Origin of the sequence: Raineyella antarctica (assembly GCF_900092135.1) — a bacterium.
Classification (GTDB): domain Bacteria; phylum Actinomycetota; class Actinomycetes; order Propionibacteriales; family Propionibacteriaceae; genus Raineyella; species Raineyella antarctica.
On sequence record NZ_FMYF01000012.1, the window covers coordinates 78,584 to 96,911 of the forward strand.

An 18,328-nucleotide genomic window follows, 5' to 3' on the forward strand; every position below is an offset into this window, starting at 1 on the left:
TCAGAGGTTGTCCGCCGCCCATTCCCGGAGCAGCTGCGCGGCCTCCTCCTCGCCGAGCGGTCCGCGGTCGACCCGCAGCTCGAGCAGGAACTTGTAGGCCTTGCCGACCGCCGGGCCCGGCGACACGTCGAGGATGGCCATGATCTGGTCGCCGTTCAGGTCCGGGCGCATCGCGTCCAGCTCCTCCTGCTCGGAGAGCAGCTCGATGCGCTCCTCCAGGTGGTCGTACGCGGCCCGCAGCGACGCGGCGCGGCGGCGGTTGCGGGTGGTGGAGTCGGCCCGGGTCAGGATGTGCAGCCGCTCGAGCTCCTCCCCCGCATCGCGTACGTAGCGGCGCACCGCCGAATCGGTCCAGTCGCCCTCGCCGTAGCCGTGGAACCGCAGGTGCAGCTCGATCAGCTTGCAGACCTGCTTGGTCTCGTCCCCACTGAAGTGCAGTGCGCGCATCCGCTTGCGGGCCAGCTTGGCGCCGACGATGTCGTGGTGGTGGAAGGAGACCTTGCCGGCCTCCTCGAAGCGGCGGGTGGCCGGCTTGCCGATGTCGTGCAGGAGGGCCGCGAGCCGCAGCACCAGGTCGGGCTCGTGGCCACGCTCCTTCTCCAGTTCGATGGCCTGGTCGAGCACGGTGAGGGAGTGCTCGTAGACGTCCTTGTGCCGGTGGTGCTCGTCCACCTCCAGCCGGAGGGCGGGCAGCTCGGGCAGCACCCGGTCGGCCAGTCCGGTGGCGACGAAGACGTTCAGGCCGTCGCGCGGTCGGTCGGTGAGGACGAGCTTGCTGAGCTCGTCGCGGACCCGCTCCGCCGAGATGATGTCGAGGCGTTCGGTCATCGCCTGCATCGCCCCGACCACCTCGGGGGCCGGCGTGAACCCGAGCTGGGAGGTGAAGCGGGCCGCCCGCATCATCCGCAGCGGGTCGTCGGAGAAGGACCGCTCCGGCGTCCCCGGCGTACGGATCACGCCGGCGGCCAGGTCCTGCAGTCCCTTGTGGGGATCGACGAAACGCCTCGTCCGCACGTCGACGGCCATCGCGTTGACAGTGAAGTCACGGCGGACCAGGTCCCCCTCCAGGCTGTCCCCGAAGGCGACCTCCGGCTTGCGGGAGTCCTCGTGGTACGTGTCCGCCCGGTAGGTGGTGACCTCGACCACCCAGCCGCCCTCGACGTTGCACCCGATCGTGCCGAACGCCTTGCCGATGTCCCAGACCTCGCGGGAGACCTTCTTCAGCAACCGCTCGATCTGGTCCGGTCGCGCCGAGGTGGTGAAGTCCAGGTCGTGGCCCAGCCTGCCGAGCAGCGCGTCACGGACCGATCCGCCGACCAGGTAGAGCTCGTGGCCGGCCGCGGCGAAGACCGTTCCGAGCCTGTCGACCACGGGTGAGATCCGCATCAACTCGGCAACGGCGTTGTCCTGGGCTTGGGTCAGGGAGGGCACGCTGACCGAGTCTACCGGCCGGAGCGCCCTACGATGGCCCAGTGAGTCCACGCCCCGTGCCCTCCCGGCGCCGCCCCCTCGGCAGCCGGACCCTCGGCATGCTCGCGGCGCTGCTGCTGGCCCTGGCATACGTCGCCGGCGGGCCGGTCCGACCGGCACAGGCGGCCGACCCGGTCCGGGTCGACCTCACCTCGCTGAGCCCGCGGATCGCCACGCCCGGCCAGACGATCACCCTCAGCGGCCGGGCGACGAACACCGGCTCCACCACCCTGACCGCCCTGCAGGCCTACTTCTGGCGCGACCAGCGGCTGCTCACCACCCGTGACGAACTGGATCCCACCGCGGCCCCCGTCGGGGCCCGGTACCTGCCGACCTTCGCCATCCTGGGCACCAACGGCACGCTCGCCCCGGGCGAGAGTGCCGACTTCACCGTGACCATGCCGACCTCCGCGCTCGGCGTACCGGCCCGCGACGGGGTCACCATGGTCGGCGCGCAGGTCCGCGGCTCCGACGGCTCCGGCAACACCACCCTCGGACGCGTCCGCACCTGGCTGCCGCAGGACGTCGGCAGCACACGGAAGCCGATCGACGTCACCACCGTGGTGGCCCTCACCTCCCCGCCCTCCCGGGTCGGGCCCGACAGGTTCGTCGACGACCACCTGGCCGGCGAGCTCGCCAGTGGCGGCCGGCTCGATGCCCTGCTCGACACCGCCGCCGAGACCGGACGCACCTGGATCGTCGATCCGGCCCTGGTCGTGGCAGTGGCCGACATGGCCGACGACGGGTACACCCTGACCGATGGCACCGCCGGTACCGGCCAGGCCGATGCCCGGGCCTGGCTGCAGAAGTTCCAGGCGCTGCGGACCGAGGGCTACCGGCTCCCGTACGGCACCACCGACATCGACCTGGTCGGCTCGATCGCCCGACCGGACGTCCTGCGCCAGGCCGCCGACCCCTCCGCCCTCCCCGGTGAGGTGGCCCGCCTGCCGCTGGCGGTCTGGCCGGCCGGGGGCCTCCTCACCGCGCACGGCCTGTCCGCGCTCGCCGGGCTGGACGGCCCGGTCACGGTGCTGGCGTCCAACCTGCGCGAGGACGCCTCGTCCGCGGGTGGGCGCACCGTCGTGCCTTACGACCCCGGCGCCCTGGCCATCGGCACCGAGATGGCCCGCTCCGCCACCCAGCTGCGCCAGGCCAGCGCCGCCACCACCTTCCTGGACGCCGTCCAGGGCAGGACCGCCCAGGTCCGCCTGGTCACCGACGCGGCCGCCGCGAGCGTGGACGACAACGACCCCACCAGCCGCACGCCACTGTCCTCGGTGCCGGCCACCGCGGGCCGACCGGTGACCGTCGACGGCCTTCTGCTACCCGAACCCGACTCGACCCCCGCCCCGGCGACCCCCGCCCCGTCGGCACCCGTCGGCCAAGGTGGCGACGTGGTCGCCGCCGCGACCGACAGGGCCGGGTTGGGGAGCATGTTCGCCGATCCCGGGCTCGCCGCCGACATGACCTCGCGGGTGGTCTCCTCCCTGGCCAGCTCCCAGTGGCCGGGGCACGCCGACGGCTACCGCGCCTTCCGGAAGTGGGAACGGGACCAGACCGCGGCGATCCTGCGCGGCAACGCGCTGACGATCAGCGCCCAGCCGGTGCTGCTCACCGCCCGTCAGGACATCCGGTTCCCGGTCACCGTCACCAACAACCTCGACGAGCCGGTCTCGGTCCGCCTGGAGTTCACCTCGGAGAACAACGACCGGCTGCACGTGCCGGCCGTCGACGTCCCCGAGATCGGCGCCGGCGAGGCGATAGGCATCAACGCGGTGCCGGAGGTGCAGGCCAACGGCCGCTACACCGTCCAGGCCCAATTGACCACTCCGTCCGGGAGCCCCGTCGGGAAACCGGTGGACATCGATGTACAGGCCACCCAGGCCGGAAGGGTCGGATGGATCCTCATGATCGTGTCAGGCATCGTCGTGATCGGGACCACGGTCCTGCGAATCAAGCAGGTCCGCACGGAACGGAGTCGCGGATGAGCCGCTCGGTGATCTCCACCACCGCCCTGATGGCGTCCGGCACGCTCGCCTCGCGCGTGCTCGGCTTCGTCCGCGCCGCGCTCATCGCGGTGGTGCTCGGCAACGGCAGCCGGCCGGCCGAGGCCTTCAACCTGGCCAACACCATCCCCAACAGCCTCTACATCCTGCTGGCCGGCGGCGTGATGAACGCCGTCCTGGTGCCCCAGATCGTCCGCGCCATGGACGAGGACGAGGACGGCGGCGAGGCGTACACCAACCGCATCATGACCGCCTTCCTGGCCGCGCTCGGCGTGCTGACGGTGCTCGTCACCGTCGCTGCGCCATGGATCATGCAGATCTACACTGCCGAGGGCTGGCGCGAGCCGGCGATGCAGGCGTACTGGCACAACATGGTGGTCCTGGCCTACCTCTGCCTGCCGGAGGTCTTCTTCTACGGCGCCACCGTGCTGGTCGGCCAGGTGCTGAACTCCCGCCAGGTCTACATCCCGTACATGTGGGCGCCGATCGCCAACAACGTCATCTCCATCGCGGTGTTCGGCCTCTACCTGGTTGTCTGGGGAAGCTCGGACGGCCAGCCGTTCACCATGAACCAGATGCTGCTGCTGGGCCTCGGCTCGACCGCCGGCATCGCGGCCCAGTTCTTCATGCTGCTGCCCTTCCTGCGCCGGGCGGGGTTCCGCTACCGGCCCCGCTGGGACCTGCGGGGGGTGGGCCTCGGCCACACCTTCAAGCTCGCCCAGTGGACGCTCTACTTCGTCCTGGTGAACCAGCTGGCGATCTTCGTGGTGAACCGGCTCGGCTCCACCGCCGTCCTCAGCTCCTCGGGCAGTGGCGCCGGCATCACCGCCTACCAGACCGCCTCGCTGATCTGGATCGTGCCGCACTCGTTGATCACGCTGTCGCTGGCCACCCAGATGATGACCAGCAGCTCCCGGCTCGCCGCCGAGGGTGACATGGCCGGGGTCGCCGAGGAGACCGAACAGACGATGCGGCGCGCGATGACGGTGATCGTGCCCAGCGCGATCGCCTTCCTCGCCCTGGCCTTCCCGATCAGCCACCTGATGTTCGGCAACGGCGCCGGCGCCCGGGACTCCGACTTCATCGGCCGGACCCTGCTGGTGATGGCCCTCGGGCTGGTCCCCTACAGCCTGCACTACCTGGTGATCCGCTCGTTCTACGCGCTGGAGGACACCCGTACGCCCTTCTACATCCAGTCGACGATCGTGGCGACCAACATCGTGCTCGCGATGGCGCTGGTGCTGCCGTTCAACGCCCCGGGCTGGGTCGCGGCCGGACTGGGCGGGGCGTACGCCCTGTCGTACGTGGTCGGCCTCACCATCGCCGTCGCGCTGCTGCGCCGCAAGCTGCCCGAACTGCGCTTCGGACGGGTCGCCGGCCTGCTCGTCCGGCTGACGGTCGCGTCCGCCCCGGCCGGCCTGCTGGCCTGGCTGGTGATGCGCTTCACAGCCGGCCACGGGCAGCTCCTGCTCCTCGGCTCGCTGGTGCTGGCGGGTGCCGTCGCCGTTGGGATTTTCCTGCTGATGGCACGTACGCTGCATATCGAGGAGGTCAGTGCGGTGGTGGATGCACTGACGCGGCGCAGGGGCGGCAAGCCCGTGGAGGCCGCGGCACCCTCCTCCACCGCGGAGCAGGAGGGGAGCGTCGTGGCGGACAGGACCGACGAGGGCCACGGGCCGGCCCGTGGCCCGAGCGAGCCCGCTGTCGACCAGGCCCTGGAGGACGACCGGGCCGAGCACGTGGGTCGGCTGCTCGGCGGCCGGTTCCGCCTCGAGGAGACGCTGCGCCCGGGCCGCAACGACCTGTGGCGGGCCACCGACCTGACCCTGAAGCGCTCGGTCGTCTGCCAGTTCTTCCCCGCCGACGACGAGCGCAGCCCGCTGCTGCTCGCCGCGGCCAAGCGCGCCGCCCAGGTGACCGATTCCCGCTTCGTGCGGATCCTCGACTTCGCCGACGGCGCCGAGCCGTACGTGGTCCGGGAGTTCGCCCCCGGCCTGGCGCTGTCCACGCTGCTCGCCGACGGTCCGTTGACCGGGATCGAGGCGGCCTGGCTGGTCCGCGAGGTGGCCGACGCCCTGGCCTCCGTACATGCCCAGGACAGGTACCACCAGCGCCTGGACCCGGACGCCGTGACGATGACCGACACAGGGAACGTCAAGATCGTCGGCTTCCAGATCGACGAGGCCCTGCTGCCCCCCACCCCGGACACCGGCGTCGAGGGTGCCGAGCGCACCGACGTCTTCGACCTGGGCCGCCTGCTGTACGCCTGCCTCACCGGCTACTGGCCCGGTGGGCCCGCCCACGGTCTGCCGGACGCGCCGCGTCGGGGCGCGATGTGGCTGTCCCCCCGCGACGTCCGCCCGGACGTACCGCCGGCCCTGGACCGCATCACCCAGCAGGTGATCGGCGGGGTCAGCCCGCTGATGGCCGACACCACCGGCCGTCCGGCGATCACCACCGCCGCCGGTCTGGTCGCCGCACTGTCCTCGGTGCTCGGCGTGACCGATGCGTCCTACCGGCTGGAGCAGCGGGTCCGCGGCCACCGGCCGGAATCGCCGATGGAGGCCACCGCCATACAGGCGCCGGTACCGGCCGACCCACAGACCGGCCCGCAGGCCCCCGGCATGCAGCTGTTCAGCCCCGCCGAACAACCGCTGCGGGTCGTCCCGCGCTCGAGCCCCCGGCGCGGCTGGGTGCTGGGGCTGCTGGTCCTGGTCGCGCTGGCGATCGTGGTCGGGCTGATCGGGGTGGCCATCAACACCGGCCGCAACGGCGCCGTCACCCCTCCGGGCAGCCCCGATGTCCGTACGCCCTCCCCGGCCGCCACCGCACCTTGGCCGATCGTCGACGCGACGACGTTCGACCCGACCGCCGACGGCGGCAACGGCGACGAGAACCCTGGTACGGCCGCCCTGGCGTACGACGGCGACCCGACCACCGGCTGGCGCACCATGCAGTACATCGGTGATCCCCGGCTGGGCAAGCTCAAGCCCGGCGTCGGCCTCATCCTGGACCTGGGCCAGCAGCGCAGCGTCGGCTCGGTGAAGGTCGACGTCTTCGGTACCGGCTCCACGATCGAGGTGCGGGTTCCCTCGGACCCGGCCGTCACGTCCCCGCCGATGGACAGCGCGAACTCGTGGCGGGTGCTGACCACGGCGACCGATGCCAGCGGGACGGTCGAACTGCGCACGCAGCCGGCCGAACAGACCCGCTACGTCATGCTCTACTTCACCCGGCTGGCGCCGGACGGCGGGTCGTACCGCGGAGGCGTGAACGAGGTGCAGGTCGAGCCATGACGCCCGCGCTGGAGGGCATGGGGGACACGGAGCTGCTGGCGGCACACGTCGGCGGGCATCCCGAGGCCTTTGCCGTGCTGATCGGTCGCCACCAGGACCGATTGTGGGCGGTAGCCCTCCGGACCCTGCGCAATCCGCACGATGCCGCGGATGCCCTCCAGGACGCATACGTGTGTGCCTTCCGGCGGGCCCACACCTTCCGGGGCGATGCAAGGGTCTCCACCTGGCTGCACCGGATCGTGATCAACTCCTGCCTGGACCGGATCCGCTACCTGGCCCGACGCCGGACCGATCCGCTGGACGACGAGCTCGCCGGGCTGACCGGCCCGGATGACGACGGGTTGACCGACGTGGTGGCCGACGCGCTGGCACAGATCTCCCCCGACCAGCGCGCCGCACTGGTGCTGGTCGACATGGAGGGGTTCTCGATCGAGGAGGCCGCCGAGATGCTGGGTTGTCCCCCGGGGACGGTCAAGTCCCGGTGCTCCCGCGGACGGGCCCGGCTCGCCCCCGTCCTGCGCGAACTCCTGGCCTCCCGGTGAACCGATTCCTGACCCCTCGCTGAACGGCCGCTGACCCCTCGCCGGGCCAGAATGGTCCAACGGCCAGTAGAGTTTCTGGCCGTACGGGGGTACTTCGCACAGCCAGGAGCCGTGGTGACAGATGACCCGATGGACCGGGAGGACGACGTCGAGCAGGCCGTGATCGTCGGCCTGCGCCGGGCACCGCTGCCGCCGATGCCCGAGCAGGTACGCGAGCAACTCGACGCCGCGCTCCGCGACGCGCAGCTCCGCCGGGAGACCGGAGAGTGCGCCCAGGACCACACCGAGGCGGTCGTCGCGGCCGCCCTGAGGACGGCCACCGGCACCTTCGGCCCCAACCCGATCGGCCGGAAGACGGCTCCGGGGCGCCGGCGCACCCCGCGTACGATCGGGGCATGACCGCCCACGTACCGCTCTCGATCCTCGACCTCGTCCCCGTCAGCGAAGGCTCAGGGGTCCGCGAGACCCTGGAGGCCAGCTTCGAGGCCGTTCGCCTCGCCGACGCGGCGGGCTACCGGCGGTACTGGTTCGCCGAGCACCACAACTCCCCCACCTTCGCCAGCTCGGCCACCTCGCTGCTGATCGAGCACGCGCTGTCGCTGACCAGCACGATCCGGGTGGGCTCCGGCGGGGTGATGCTGCCGAACCATGCCCCGCTGACCGTCGCCGAGCAGTTCGGCACACTGGTCCAGCTGCACGGCGACCGGGTCGACCTGGGCCTGGGCCGCGCCCCGGGCACCGACCCGATGACGGCACGGCTGCTGCGCCGGGGCGCCTCGGACGCCCAGTCCTTCGCCGACCAGATCTACGAGATGCAGTCGTGGTTCGCCTCGGGCGACTCGCCGCGCGGGGTCTCCTCGATCGTCGCCGCCGGCACCGAGGTGCCGATCTGGGTGCTCGGGTCGACCACCAACGGCGCCTCGATCGCCGGCCAGCTGGGCCTGCCGTTCTCGGTCGCGTCGCACTTCGCTCCGGACGAGCTGTACCAGGCGCTGTCGGTCTACCGCAGCTCGTTCACCACCGGGTCCCCGACCGCCCGGCTCGAGCGTCCGCAGGCCATGGTGGGCGTCTCGGTGCTGGTCGCCGACACCGATGCGGAGGCCGAGCTGCAGTACTCCACCCACGTCCAGATGTCGATCGGCAACGCGACCGGTGACCGCCGGCCGCTCCAGCCGCCGCGCGCCGAGCTGCCGCATGACGGGGGCTGGCGGGCGGCCCAGGGCATGCTGGCCTGTCGCGCCGTCGGCTCCCCGGCCACGGTGCGCACCCGGCTGGAGGAGCTGGTCGCCTCGACCGAGGCGGACGAGCTGGTCGTGGTGACGTACGCCCATGACCCGCAGGTCCGCCTGCGCAGCCTTCAGTTGCTCGCGGAGCTCTGGAAGTAGGGGTCCTGGACGGCGTGCAGGGCCTTCGCGCTCGCTGCGAAGCGCTCCTGCTCGTCCGGGCTCAGCGGGATCTGCACGACCCGCTCGACACCCTCGCGGTAGAGCACCGCCGGGGTGCCCATGTACACGTCGCGCTGGCCGTACTGGCCGGTCAGCAGGGTCGAGACCGGTAGCGCCACCCGCTGGTCCTCCAGGATCGCCCGGGTGATCCGGGCCAGCGCCATCCCGATGCCGAACGAGGTCGACCCCTTCGCCGCGATGATCCGCTGGGCGGAGGTGACGGTCTCGTGGAACGCCTCCTCGATCTCCAGCCGCCGTTCCGGATGGCGCGACAGCTCGTCGTTCATCGGGACACCGGCGATCGTGGCGCTGGACAGCGCGGGCAGTTCGGAGTCGCCGTGCTCACCCACGACGTTCGCGTGCACGCTCATCGGGGCCACGTTGTACAGCTGGCCGAGAAGGTAGCGGAACCGCGCCGAGTCCAGCGTGGTGCCCGAGCCGATCACCTGGGCGCTCGGCAGGCCGGACGTCTTCCAGGCGGCGTACGACAGGATGTCCACCGGGTTGGTGGCGACCAGGATGATCCCGTTGAAGCCGTTGGACATCGCCTGCTCGATGATGCCGCCGGTGATCCTCAGGTTCTTCTCCACCAGCTGCAGCCGGGTCTCCCCGGGCTTCTGCGCCGCCCCGGCGGTGATCACGAGGAGGCCGGCGCGCGCGGAGTCGGCCTCGTACGACCCGACCCTGACATTGGTGGGCGAGGGCGCCCAGACGACGCCGTGGTTGAGGTCCTCGACCTCACCGCGCGCCTTCTGCTCATTCACGTCGATGATCGCGAGGTCGTGGGTGATGCCCTGGTTCACCAAGGCGTACGCGTACGCCGCACCGACGTCCCCGGCGCCGACGAGCAGGATCCTGTTACCGACTGTTGGAGGCATGCCTCTATTGAAACATTTGGTCTGACCAATAGGTTCAGGGGGTCGGCAGAACGTGCAGACTCGCTGCCCGTCGCCGCAGCTGGGCGGCCCGCTCGGGGTCGGAGACCACTTCGGCCAGGTCCAGCAGGAGGGCGGCGTCGAACGGCCGGACGATGCTGAGCGCGGTGAGCACCGAGGCGGCCTCCTCCCGCTCCCCGGCCGCCAGCATGGCACGGGCCCGGACGTGCTCGTCCGCCACGGTCGTCGGTTCGGGGCCGGAGCCGCCCACCCGCAGGGCCAGTAGGCGGCGGCTCACCCCCGACGGCGGATCGTCCTCCAGGGCCCGGCTGCTGGGCGCCCATGAGGCCGGATCGCTCAGCGTGAAGCGATCGAAGATCCAGCGGCCGAGCGGGTCGACCGGGTCCGGGGCCGGTTCGGTGTCGACCAGTTCGTGCGGATCGGGGGCGTCCCAGCGCAGGAAGGCGCCCATGTCCTCGTCGACCAGCCAGGCCAGCCGGGCGGTCGCCCGGACCAGGAACTCCCGCGGGGACCCGAGCAGTTCGGCGGCCTGCCACCAGCCGATCCTCTCCGGGACGGGATCGGCGCCACCACCGAAGACGCGCGCCGTCATCGCCGTCGCCGTGGCGAGGGCCAGGGCGCCGCGGATCACCGCCGGGACCGGGACGCCGCGGCGGTCCAGGTCCATCCACATCATGTAGAACTCGTCGTGGTCGACCATCCGATCCCCGGGCGGCAGGGTGGCGTACGCCCGGAACTGCAGCAGCACCGGCCCGACGCTCTTCTTCACCAATTGGGTGTGGCGTTCGTCGAGGGCCAGCCGGGCCACGTCGTAGGTCATGTCGCCATTATCGGAGCACCGAGCCGGGTTAGTCTGGGCCATGCCTCCCCTGTCTTCGGGACTGACGATCGCGACGTGGAGCGAACTGGCGGATCGTACGCCCACCTATGCGCTGGTGGCCGGCGTGGACCTGGTGGTGATCCGGTACGGGGACGAGGTCTCGGTGCTCTACGGGCGCTGCCTGCACCGCGGATCGCTGCTGGCCGACGGCTCGATCCGTGGGGACGACCTGGTCTGCGGGGTGCACGGCTGGGACTACCGCGTCGAGACCGGCGTCAGCGCGTACGCCAATGACGAGGCGCTGCAGAAGTTCACCGCCTGGGTCGACACGGACGCCGACGCGGTGATGGTCGACGAGGGCGAGATCGCCACCTGGAAGCGCGAGATGGCCGACCTCACCGCCGTCGCGTTCGCGGGGGCTGCCGGCCGGCAGGAGACCTAGTCCGCCTCGGCACGGCTGCCAAGTCAGGGCAAGCCCTACCAGTGGGCAGGTGACCTCTCAGTAGGGTGAGGGCATGCTGGCTGTCCTGGCTTCATCCCCCCTGCTGACGATCTTCCTGGTCGTGGCATTCGGCGCGCTCCTCGGCGCCGTACGCTTCGGACCAATCCGCTTCGGCGCCGCCGGGGCCCTGTTCGTCGGCCTGGCGGTGGGGGCCCTCGACCCGCGGCTGGGCCAGGGCCTCGGGCTGGTCCAGTCCCTCGGCCTGGCCCTGTTCGTCTACACCGTCGGCCTGGCCGCCGGCACCTCGTTCTTCCGCGACCTGCGCACCCAGGGCAAGATGATGGGCCTCGCCGTGGTCGTCCTGGTCCTCACCGCGGTCGCCGCCATCGCGGTGGGCCGGGTGCTCGGGCTGGACGTCGCCCTCCAGGCCGGCGCGTTCGCCGGCGCCCTCACCTCCACCCCGGCGCTGGCCGCCGCCACCGCCGTCACCGGCAGCACCACCCCGGCGGTCGGCTACTCCCTGGGCTACCCGGTCGGTGTCATCGTGACGATCGTCATCGTTGCCCTGACCGTGGGACGGCGCTGGCCGGCCGCCAAGGACCCCGCCGCCGGCGACCCGATCACCGCGACCACACTGCAGGTCGAGCGCGCCGCCATGATGCGCGACATCCCCGGGTGGAGCGAGCAGAGCGTACGGTTCTCCTACCTCGCCCGCGGTGATCGCCAGCGCGTGGTCGTGCCCGGTGAGGAACTGCTCCCCGGCGACCGGGTGGTCGTCGTCGGCCAGCCCGAGGCCATCGACCGCGCCGAGGCCCACCTCGGCCACCGGATCGAATCCCACCTGGCCGACGACCGCAGCATCGTCGCCTTCCGGCGCTTCCTCGTGTCCGACCCGTCCGTGGCGGGCCGGACCATCCACGAGCTGAACGTCCCGGACCGGTTCGGCGGGGTGATCACCCGGGTGATCCGGGCCGACTCGGAGCTGCTGGCCACCGACGACGTGGTCCTGGAACTGGGCGACCGGGTGGTCGCCGTGGTCCCGCGCGGGCAGATGGACGCGGTCTCGGACTACTTCGGCGACTCGGTCCGCAAGATCTCGGAGTTCGACGCGCTCTCGATCGGGGTGGGGATGGCGCTGGGCCTGCTGCTGGGCCTGGTCACCGTCCCGCTGCCCGGCGGCAACAGCTTCGCCCTCGGGGCGGCCGCCGGCCCGCTGGTGGTCGGCCTGCTGCTGGGCCGGCTGGAGCGTACCGGACCGCTGGTGTGGGGCCTGCCGCACGCCGCGAACCTGACCATCCGCCAGCTCGGACTGCTGCTGTTCCTGGCCGCGGTCGGCCTGTCCTCGGGCCAGGCCTTCGCCTCGCAGGCGTTCAGCATGACCGGGCTGAAGGTGATCGGCTTCGCCACCATGATCGTGCTGGTCGCTGCCGTGCTGTTCCTGGCCGCGGTCCGGCTGTCCGGGTTCAGCGCCCAGCGGTCCTCGGGCGCCCTCGCCGGCCTGGTCGGCCAGCCTGCGATCCTGGCGTACGCGACGTCACGCAGCACCGATCCGCGGATCGACGCCGGGTACGCGCCGCTGTTCGCCCTGGGGATGATCGTGAAGATCCTGCTGATCACGGTGCTGGCCTCGTAGGGTCCGGCAACAGCTCGGCCCGCAGGAACCGGTGCACCAGGTCGACGTACGCCTCGGCGGACCAGCCGTAGCGCAGCACGACGATCTCGTACAGCTCACCGGCGCCCAGCATCAGGATGTCCCTGACCTGGTCGGGCGTCAGCTCCGGACGTACGAAACCGCCGCGGAGCAGGTAGTCGGCGTTGTGCTCCATCCGGGCCCTACGGGCCGCCTCCACCTCCTCGAGCAGCGCGGCGGCGCCGTCGTCGGTGACCGCTGCGGCCTTGATCAGGGCCTGGACCGGGGCCCCCAGTGCGCTCACCTCGGCCGACAACCGGGCCCAGTTGGCCAGGATGTCCTCGGGGTCCTCGGCAGTACGCGACACCTCGTCCGAACGCTCCTCCGCCGGGCGCCTCCCCTGTCCCAGCAGGGCCCGGTCCCAGATGGCGCGGACGAGACCGGCCTTGGAGCCGAACGCCTTGTAGACGAACTCCACGCTGACCCCGGCGTCCGCGGCAACGTCAGCCACCGTCGTGGCGGCATACCCATCACGCCGGAAGCGGACACCGGCAGCGTCCACCACCTGGTCGCGCCGCCGCTGCGCAGCGTGCTGGCGGCGGCTCGCGTCATAGGGTCGCGATCGCCGCGCCGACCCCTTGATTTCGCCCGTCATGGAGTGCATCCTTTGGTTATTGGATACAACCAACTGTAGCCAATAACTGCAGCACATCGCACGAGGTGGTCACCATGTCCCACATCACCCAACTGCCGCAGACCCTGGCTCGCCTCGTGTCCGTGACCAACGCCCATGACATCGACGGCCTGGTCGGGTGCTTCGCCCCCGACTACGAACTGGTCATGCCGAACCATCCGGCCCGCGACTTCACCGGCACCGAGCAGGTGCGGCGCAACTGGACCATGTTCTTCACCCAGATCCCCGACATCACCACGTCGATCACCCGGGTCTGCCACGATGCCGGGACCCCCGACGAGTGGTGGACCGAGTGGGAGATGCGAGGCACCCGCAGCGATGGCACCACCCATCTCATGCGCGGGGTGATGATCTTCACGGTGGGCCCCGAGGCCTCCGACCTCATCCGGGCCAACCGGTTCTACGTCGAACCGACCGAAAGCCCCGCCGGCATGGACAACGACGAGTACGTGGGCAGCCTCACCAAGGGAGATGTTCGGTCATGAACACATCAGATCTCGTCGTCATCGTCGGTGGTACCGGCCGCCTCGGACGCATCGTCGCCGCCCGCCTCCTCGCCGAGGGACGGCAGGTACGGGTGGTGGCCCGTTCGGTCCCGGCCACGCCGGTGCCCGGAGCCGAGTTCGTCGCCGCCGACGTACGGCACCCGGAGACCCTGACCGCGGCATTCGAGGGCGCAGGAGTCGTCGTGTCCGCCATGCACGGCGTCGATCCTGCCGCCAAGGAGTCCCCGGAGTCCGTGGACCGTGACGGCAATGCGAACCTGATCCGGGCCGCCAGGTCCGCCGGCGCCTACATCGTGCTGATGTCGATCATCGGCGCACGCCCCGACCACCCGATCGAGCAACTCCGGATGAAGGCGGCCGCCGAGCAGGTGCTGCGCACCGGGCCGGACGACTGGACCATCGTGCGGGCCTCGGCCTACGCCGAACTCTTCGCCGGCCTCCTGGCACAGATGGCCGGCAAGTCCGGGGTGACGACGGTCTTCGGCCGGGGGGACACCCCGATCAACTTCGTGTCGGTCCAGGACGTCGCCCTGGCGGTGGCGCGCGCGGTCACCGACCCCACCCTGCGAGGCCAGGTCATCGAGGTCGGCGGCCCCGAGAACCTGACCATGAACGAGTTGGCCTCCCGGGTCGTCGGCGATGCCCACCCGCCCCGCCACGTCCCCCGGGTCGCCCTGCGAGTGATGTCCCTGGTGATGTCGCTGGTCAACCCCGCCCAGGCGCGGATCGTGAAGCAGGCCCTGCTGATGGACACCATCGACATGAGCTTCGACCCCGGTCCGAGCCTGGCGGCCCATCCGTGGCTACAGTCCACCCGTATCGAAGGAGTGCCGCAGGCCGCCGACCGGTGAGCCGGACCGGTCGACGAATATCCTGTGAGGTACTTCACACCCCGGACCGACGAGCACAGGATGGAACCATGGAATCCGTCTGGCTCGCCACCCATCCCTCCACCCCGGCCACCGACACCTTCACCGACGGCGCCCACGCCGACACGATCGTCGCGGGCGCCGGGCTCGCCGGCCTGGCCACGGCCGTCATGCTGGCCCGCTCCGGCCACCAGGTGGTGGTCCTGGAGGCCCGTAGCGTCGGGGCCGTCACCACCGGCCGGACGACCGGCAAACTGTCCCTGCTGCAGGGCCTGACCCTCTCCGGCATCCTCGCCCACCACTCCAAGGACGTGGCGCGCGCGTACGTGGAGGGCAACCGGGAGGGACAGGCCCTCCTGGTCCGCCTGATGGATGACCACGGCGTGGCGTACGAGCGGCGGCCCGCCTACACGTACGCCACCACCGACGACGGCCTGAAGCGGCTGCAGGCGGAACGGGACGCCTGCGGGACCGCAGGGCTGGACGTGGAGTGGACCGAGGACACCGAGCTGCCCTTCCCGATCCGCGGAGCCCTGCTGCTGCCCAACCAGGTCCAGCTCCACCCGCTGGCCGTCCTGGACATGCTGCGCACCCAGCTGGCCGAGCACGGGGGCGTGCTGGTCGAGGGCGTACGGGTCACCGCCGCCGACTCGGGCTCCCCGGTCACCGTGACGACCACACAGGGCCGGATGACGGCCGACCGACTGGTGCTCGCCACGGGGACCCCGATCCTGGACCGCGGCGCCTACTTCGCCAAGCTGACCCCGCTGCGCTCGTACGTGACCACCTACCGGGTGCCCGGACCGGTCCCGCGGGGGATGTACCTGTCCTCCGACGACCCGACCCGCTCGCTGCGGACGGTGGAGGTGGACGGCGGCGTGCAGTTGGTGGTCGGCGGAAACGGCCACGTCACCGGCCGCTCCGCCTCCGCGTCGGAGGCCGTCAGCGGGCTGGTCGAGTGGACCGGCCAGCACTTCCCGGGTGCCGAGCGGACGTACGCCTGGTCCGCCCAGGACTACCGCTCGGTGAACCGGGTGCCGTTCGTCGGCCCGATGCCGCGCGGCGGCGGGAACATCTACGTCGCCACGGGATTCAACAAGTGGGGCATGACGAACGCCGTGGCCGCGGCCGTGAACCTGGCCGGGCAGATCCTGGGCGGGTCGATGCCGTGGGCCGAGACGCTCGGGCACCGGATCACCAAGCCGGCCGGCCTGGTCAGCGCCGTCGGGCCCAACGCCGCCGTCGCCGTCGAGGCGACCAGGTCGTGGGTCCAGGCAGAGGTCGGCGCACTTCCCGACGAGCCCCCGGCGGAGGGCACCGGCGTCGTGGGCCGGGGCCGCCACGGGCGGCCGGAGGCGATGTCCACGGTGGACGGCCACACCTGCCGGATCTCGGCCGTCTGCACCCATGCCGGAGGGATCGTGGGCTGGAACGACGCCGAGAAGTCCTGGGACTGCCCCCTGCACGGCTCCCGCTTCGCCGCTGACGGCACACTCCTGGAGGGACCCGCGGTGACCGACCTGGAGTAGGTTCCTTGTAGCCCGGCGAGCGTCCGGGCCGGGACGAGGAGCGCGGATGACCGGGATCGACATCCTCGGGATGGACATCGGGGTACTGGGGCTCATCGTCCTCGCCGGCGTCGGCACCGGCATCGTGGGCTACCTCACCGGGCTGGCCTCCCTGGTCAGCTACCCGGTCCTGCTCGCCGCCGGCCTGTCGCCGGTCGCGGCGAATGTCTCCAACACCCTCGGCCTGGTCGGCGTCGGCGTGGGCTCGACCGCCCGGGCGATGCGTACGGTCACCGGCGGCAGCGGGCGGACCCTGGCCGCCCAGCTGCTGGTGGCCGCGGTCGGGGGTGGACTGGGCGCGACCCTGCTGCTGGTGGCCGGCGAGTCGAGCTTCGAGGCGATCGTGCCGTGGCTGGTGGTCCTCGCCTCGGCCCTGCTGCTGCTCAGTCCCCGGATCAGCCGGATGCGCAGGGAGGGCCCGAACCCGGTCGTGTACTGGGTCGGCCTCTTCCTGGTCTGCTGCTACGGCGGCTACTTCGGTGCCGGCGCGGGCGTGATGTACCTCGCGCTGGCGCTGATCGCCAGCTCGGACCTGTTCACCCGCGCGATGGTGATCAAGAGCCTCCTGCTCGGGGTGAGCAACCTGATCGCCTCACTGATCTTCATCGGCTTCGGCCCGGTGAACTGGGCGGCGGCGATCGCGCTCGGGCTGGGCTGCGTGGTCGGCGGGAACTTCGGGCCGGTGATCCAGCGGCTGATCCCGGAGACGCTGCTCCGGATCATCGTGGCGGCCGGCGGGTTCTTCCTCGCGGGTTGGCTCTGGTTGCGGTGAGCCGTCAGGCCGCGGGCACCCCACGCCGCGGGCGTCCGAGCGTACGCTGCAGGGTCAGCACCAGCGCTCCCGCGGTGGCCAGCACAAGCCCCGCAGCAAGCAGGAAACCAAGGGGATCCGCCGTACTGACCTGCCGGATCAGGCGCTCGGGATCCGCTGCGGCCCACACGAAGGCAGCGACGGTGCCGAAGTAGCTGCCGATCATGTTGCCCCGGTGGGCGCGCGAGTCGTGGCGGACGGCGGCGAGCACCCCCAGGGTCACCGTGACCAGGGTGAAGACGGACAAGGCGTGCAGCCACGAGAACCCAGCGGTCGACCTGATCCCGAAGCTGGTCAGGCAGGTGACGGCGATGGCCAGCACCCAGCCGGCGCCGAGCATCCGGTGCATCCTGTCGCGGCGGCGACGCAGGATCTGGACCGGACCGAGGACCAGGACGTAGGTGGCGGCGACGAGATGGACGGCGATGAGCGGCGCGATGTCGTTCAGTTCCATGGCTTTAAGATAGTGACGCTATCCAGTGCTGCCAACATGGATAGTCCAGACACCGTCCACTCTCCAGAGGTGATCCCTGTGCGGATGAAGGAGCTGGCCGTACGTTCCGGCACGAGCACCGCCACGATCAAGTTCTACCTGCGCGAGGGGTTGCTGCCGCCCGGGAGGCGGGTCAACGCGACGCTCGCAGAGTACGACGAGAGTCACCTGCGGCGGCTGGAACTGGTCGCCACCCTGCGGACCGTTCTGGGGGCACCGCTGGACCGGATCAAGGCCCTCACCGACCGGATCGACGATCCGGAGGTGGCACTGTTGCAGATCCTGGCCGACGCCCAGTCACTGGCCCTGGGCCAGGAGGCGGCCGACGCGACCCTGCAGGCCGACGAGGAGCCGGTGGTCACGGACGTGTTCGCCGAGCGGGGCTGGCCCGACGTCCCCTCGTGGGCGCGGACCGCGCTGGACGCGCAGGTGGCGCAGATGCGGGAGCTGGGGATCGCCGTGGACGCCCGGACGATGTCGACGTACGCGGAGGCGGCCGACCGTGCCGCTGCGCTGGACATCGGGGTCGTGCAGTCCGCCGGATCGCGGGACGAAGCGGCGCTGGTGGTGGCCGTGGGGGTGCACAGCTACTCGCAGCTGCTGCTGGGGTTGTTGGCGGTGGCCCAGACATCGCGCAGCATCAAGGAATTCGCTGATCGTGACGAGAGAGCGGTGGATCGGAGCCCTCACCGTGCGATCCCCGGGATTCACCCTCCACCACCAGAAAACCCCCACCCGACAGGGTGAGGGCTCATCTTGGTGGGCCCAGCTGGACTTGAACCAGCGACCTCTGTCTTATCAGGACAGCGCTCTAACCACCTGAGCTATGGGCCCTTCTGC

At 71.3% G+C, this 18,328-nt stretch carries 17 protein-coding genes and 1 tRNA gene; 12 read left to right on the plus strand and 6 right to left on the minus strand.

Going from position 1 to position 18,328, the window contains the following annotated elements; all coding sequences use genetic code 11:
- Window positions 1-1,431: a CCA tRNA nucleotidyltransferase gene (locus GA0111570_RS14880; RefSeq protein ID WP_281245218.1), complete on the minus strand. Its 1,431-nt coding sequence runs from the start codon at window positions 1,429-1,431 to the stop codon at window positions 1-3.
- Between the two features lie 41 nt (window positions 1,432-1,472).
- Here GA0111570_RS14880 and GA0111570_RS14885 point away from each other — a divergent pair, with 41 nt between their 5' ends.
- The 5 genes from GA0111570_RS14885 (at window position 1,473) to GA0111570_RS14905 (ending at window position 8,699) form a co-directional block, all read left to right on the plus strand.
- Window positions 1,473-3,458 carry a hypothetical protein gene (locus tag GA0111570_RS14885; RefSeq protein ID WP_139283278.1) on the plus strand — a complete coding sequence of 662 codons (1,986 nt, stop codon included), beginning with the start codon at window positions 1,473-1,475 and terminating at the stop codon, window positions 3,456-3,458.
- Window positions 3,455-6,772: a murein biosynthesis integral membrane protein MurJ gene (gene murJ, locus GA0111570_RS14890; protein ID WP_175557527.1), complete on the plus strand. Its 3,318-nt coding sequence runs from the start codon at window positions 3,455-3,457 to the stop codon at window positions 6,770-6,772. The genes GA0111570_RS14885 and murJ overlap by 4 nt, the downstream gene beginning before the upstream one ends.
- The gene (gene sigM, locus GA0111570_RS14895; protein ID WP_092613099.1) at window positions 6,769-7,314 is read left to right on the plus strand and encodes an RNA polymerase sigma factor SigM; all 546 of its coding nucleotides are present in this window, start codon (window positions 6,769-6,771) and stop codon (window positions 7,312-7,314) included. The genes murJ and sigM overlap by 4 nt, the downstream gene beginning before the upstream one ends.
- Window positions 7,315-7,428: 114 nt before the next feature.
- Window positions 7,429-7,713, plus strand: coding sequence for a hypothetical protein (locus GA0111570_RS14900; protein WP_139283279.1), 285 nt, complete (start codon window positions 7,429-7,431; stop codon window positions 7,711-7,713).
- Window positions 7,710-8,699, plus strand: a complete 990-nt coding sequence (locus GA0111570_RS14905) for an LLM class flavin-dependent oxidoreductase (protein ID WP_092613105.1) — start codon at window positions 7,710-7,712, stop codon at window positions 8,697-8,699. Before GA0111570_RS14900 ends, GA0111570_RS14905 begins: the two co-directional genes overlap by 4 nt.
- Here GA0111570_RS14905 and GA0111570_RS14910 read toward each other — a convergent pair.
- Both GA0111570_RS14910 and GA0111570_RS14915 read right to left on the minus strand, forming a co-directional pair.
- A complete protein-coding gene (locus GA0111570_RS14910; protein WP_092613108.1) occupies window positions 8,672-9,637 on the minus strand; it encodes an L-lactate dehydrogenase in 966 nt (321 codons plus the stop codon). The two genes, GA0111570_RS14905 and GA0111570_RS14910, sit on opposite strands and share 28 nt — an antisense overlap.
- Before the next feature lie 34 nt (window positions 9,638-9,671).
- Window positions 9,672-10,475, minus strand: a complete 804-nt coding sequence (locus GA0111570_RS14915) for a hypothetical protein (protein ID WP_092613111.1) — start codon at window positions 10,473-10,475, stop codon at window positions 9,672-9,674.
- A gap of 40 nt (window positions 10,476-10,515) precedes the next feature.
- On the opposite strand from GA0111570_RS14915, the gene GA0111570_RS14920 reads away from it, so the two are divergent.
- Entirely contained in the window at window positions 10,516-10,917 is a 402-nt protein-coding gene (locus tag GA0111570_RS14920; protein ID WP_092613114.1) for a Rieske (2Fe-2S) protein, read from the plus strand.
- Window positions 10,918-10,990: 73 nt separating this feature from the next.
- Entirely contained in the window at window positions 10,991-12,550 is a 1,560-nt protein-coding gene (locus GA0111570_RS14925; RefSeq protein ID WP_092613116.1) for an aspartate:alanine exchanger family transporter, read from the plus strand.
- Here the strand turns inward: GA0111570_RS14925 and GA0111570_RS14930 are convergent.
- Complete coding sequence (locus GA0111570_RS14930; protein ID WP_175557528.1) at window positions 12,531-13,202, minus strand: TetR family transcriptional regulator; 672 nt, start codon at window positions 13,200-13,202, stop codon at window positions 12,531-12,533. The genes GA0111570_RS14925 and GA0111570_RS14930 overlap by 20 nt on opposite strands.
- A 74-nt stretch (window positions 13,203-13,276) precedes the next feature.
- On the opposite strand from GA0111570_RS14930, the gene GA0111570_RS14935 reads away from it, so the two are divergent.
- The 4 genes from GA0111570_RS14935 to GA0111570_RS14950 all read left to right on the plus strand — a co-directional run bounded on the left by GA0111570_RS14935 (window position 13,277) and on the right by GA0111570_RS14950 (window position 16,956).
- On the plus strand, window positions 13,277-13,726 hold the full coding sequence (locus GA0111570_RS14935) for a nuclear transport factor 2 family protein (protein ID WP_092613225.1): 450 nt from the start codon (window positions 13,277-13,279) through the stop codon (window positions 13,724-13,726).
- On the plus strand, window positions 13,723-14,598 hold the full coding sequence (locus tag GA0111570_RS14940; RefSeq protein ID WP_092613121.1) for an SDR family oxidoreductase: 876 nt from the start codon (window positions 13,723-13,725) through the stop codon (window positions 14,596-14,598). Before GA0111570_RS14935 ends, GA0111570_RS14940 begins: the two co-directional genes overlap by 4 nt.
- 68 nt (window positions 14,599-14,666) lie before the next feature.
- Entirely contained in the window at window positions 14,667-16,145 is a 1,479-nt protein-coding gene (locus GA0111570_RS14945) for an FAD-dependent oxidoreductase (RefSeq protein WP_092613124.1), read from the plus strand.
- A 46-nt stretch (window positions 16,146-16,191) separates the two neighbouring features.
- A complete protein-coding gene (locus GA0111570_RS14950; RefSeq protein ID WP_217634205.1) occupies window positions 16,192-16,956 on the plus strand; it encodes a TSUP family transporter in 765 nt (254 codons plus the stop codon).
- 4 nt (window positions 16,957-16,960) lie between these two features.
- Here the strand turns inward: GA0111570_RS14950 and GA0111570_RS14955 are convergent, their stop codons facing one another.
- A complete protein-coding gene (locus tag GA0111570_RS14955; RefSeq protein WP_092613127.1) occupies window positions 16,961-17,449 on the minus strand; it encodes a DUF2306 domain-containing protein in 489 nt (162 codons plus the stop codon).
- A gap of 69 nt (window positions 17,450-17,518) precedes the next feature.
- Here GA0111570_RS14955 and GA0111570_RS14960 point away from each other — a divergent pair, with 69 nt between their 5' ends.
- Window positions 17,519-18,235 (plus strand): MerR family transcriptional regulator, encoded by a 717-nt coding sequence (locus GA0111570_RS14960; RefSeq protein ID WP_175557529.1) that lies wholly within the window; start codon window positions 17,519-17,521, stop codon window positions 18,233-18,235.
- A 10-nt stretch (window positions 18,236-18,245) separates the two neighbouring features.
- Here GA0111570_RS14960 and GA0111570_RS14965 read toward each other — a convergent pair.
- Window positions 18,246-18,322, minus strand: a tRNA-Ile gene (locus GA0111570_RS14965).
- Window positions 18,323-18,328 lie beyond the last annotated feature (6 nt).

What these genes read in the sequence shown, in the direction of transcription:
- GA0111570_RS14945 (WP_092613124.1), top strand. Translation starts at nt 14,667, where the DNA reads ATGGAATCCGTCTGGCTCGCCACCCATCCCTCCACCCCGGCCACCGAC.
- GA0111570_RS14915 (WP_092613111.1), bottom strand. Translation starts at nt 10,475, where the DNA reads ATGACCTACGACGTGGCCCGGCTGGCCCTCGACGAACGCCACACCCAA.
- GA0111570_RS14955 (WP_092613127.1), bottom strand. Translation starts at nt 17,449, where the DNA reads ATGGAACTGAACGACATCGCGCCGCTCATCGCCGTCCATCTCGTCGCC.
- sigM (WP_092613099.1), top strand. Translation starts at nt 6,769, where the DNA reads ATGACGCCCGCGCTGGAGGGCATGGGGGACACGGAGCTGCTGGCGGCA.
- GA0111570_RS14930 (WP_175557528.1), bottom strand. Translation starts at nt 13,202, where the DNA reads ATGACGGGCGAAATCAAGGGGTCGGCGCGGCGATCGCGACCCTATGAC.
- GA0111570_RS14940 (WP_092613121.1), top strand. Translation starts at nt 13,723, where the DNA reads ATGAACACATCAGATCTCGTCGTCATCGTCGGTGGTACCGGCCGCCTC.
- GA0111570_RS14950 (WP_217634205.1), top strand. Translation starts at nt 16,192, where the DNA reads ATGACCGGGATCGACATCCTCGGGATGGACATCGGGGTACTGGGGCTC.
- GA0111570_RS14905 (WP_092613105.1), top strand. Translation starts at nt 7,710, where the DNA reads ATGACCGCCCACGTACCGCTCTCGATCCTCGACCTCGTCCCCGTCAGC.
- GA0111570_RS14935 (WP_092613225.1), top strand. Translation starts at nt 13,277, where the DNA reads ATGTCCCACATCACCCAACTGCCGCAGACCCTGGCTCGCCTCGTGTCC.
- murJ (WP_175557527.1), top strand. Translation starts at nt 3,455, where the DNA reads ATGAGCCGCTCGGTGATCTCCACCACCGCCCTGATGGCGTCCGGCACG.
- GA0111570_RS14925 (WP_092613116.1), top strand. Translation starts at nt 10,991, where the DNA reads ATGCTGGCTGTCCTGGCTTCATCCCCCCTGCTGACGATCTTCCTGGTC.
- GA0111570_RS14910 (WP_092613108.1), bottom strand. Translation starts at nt 9,637, where the DNA reads ATGCCTCCAACAGTCGGTAACAGGATCCTGCTCGTCGGCGCCGGGGAC.
- GA0111570_RS14920 (WP_092613114.1), top strand. Translation starts at nt 10,516, where the DNA reads ATGCCTCCCCTGTCTTCGGGACTGACGATCGCGACGTGGAGCGAACTG.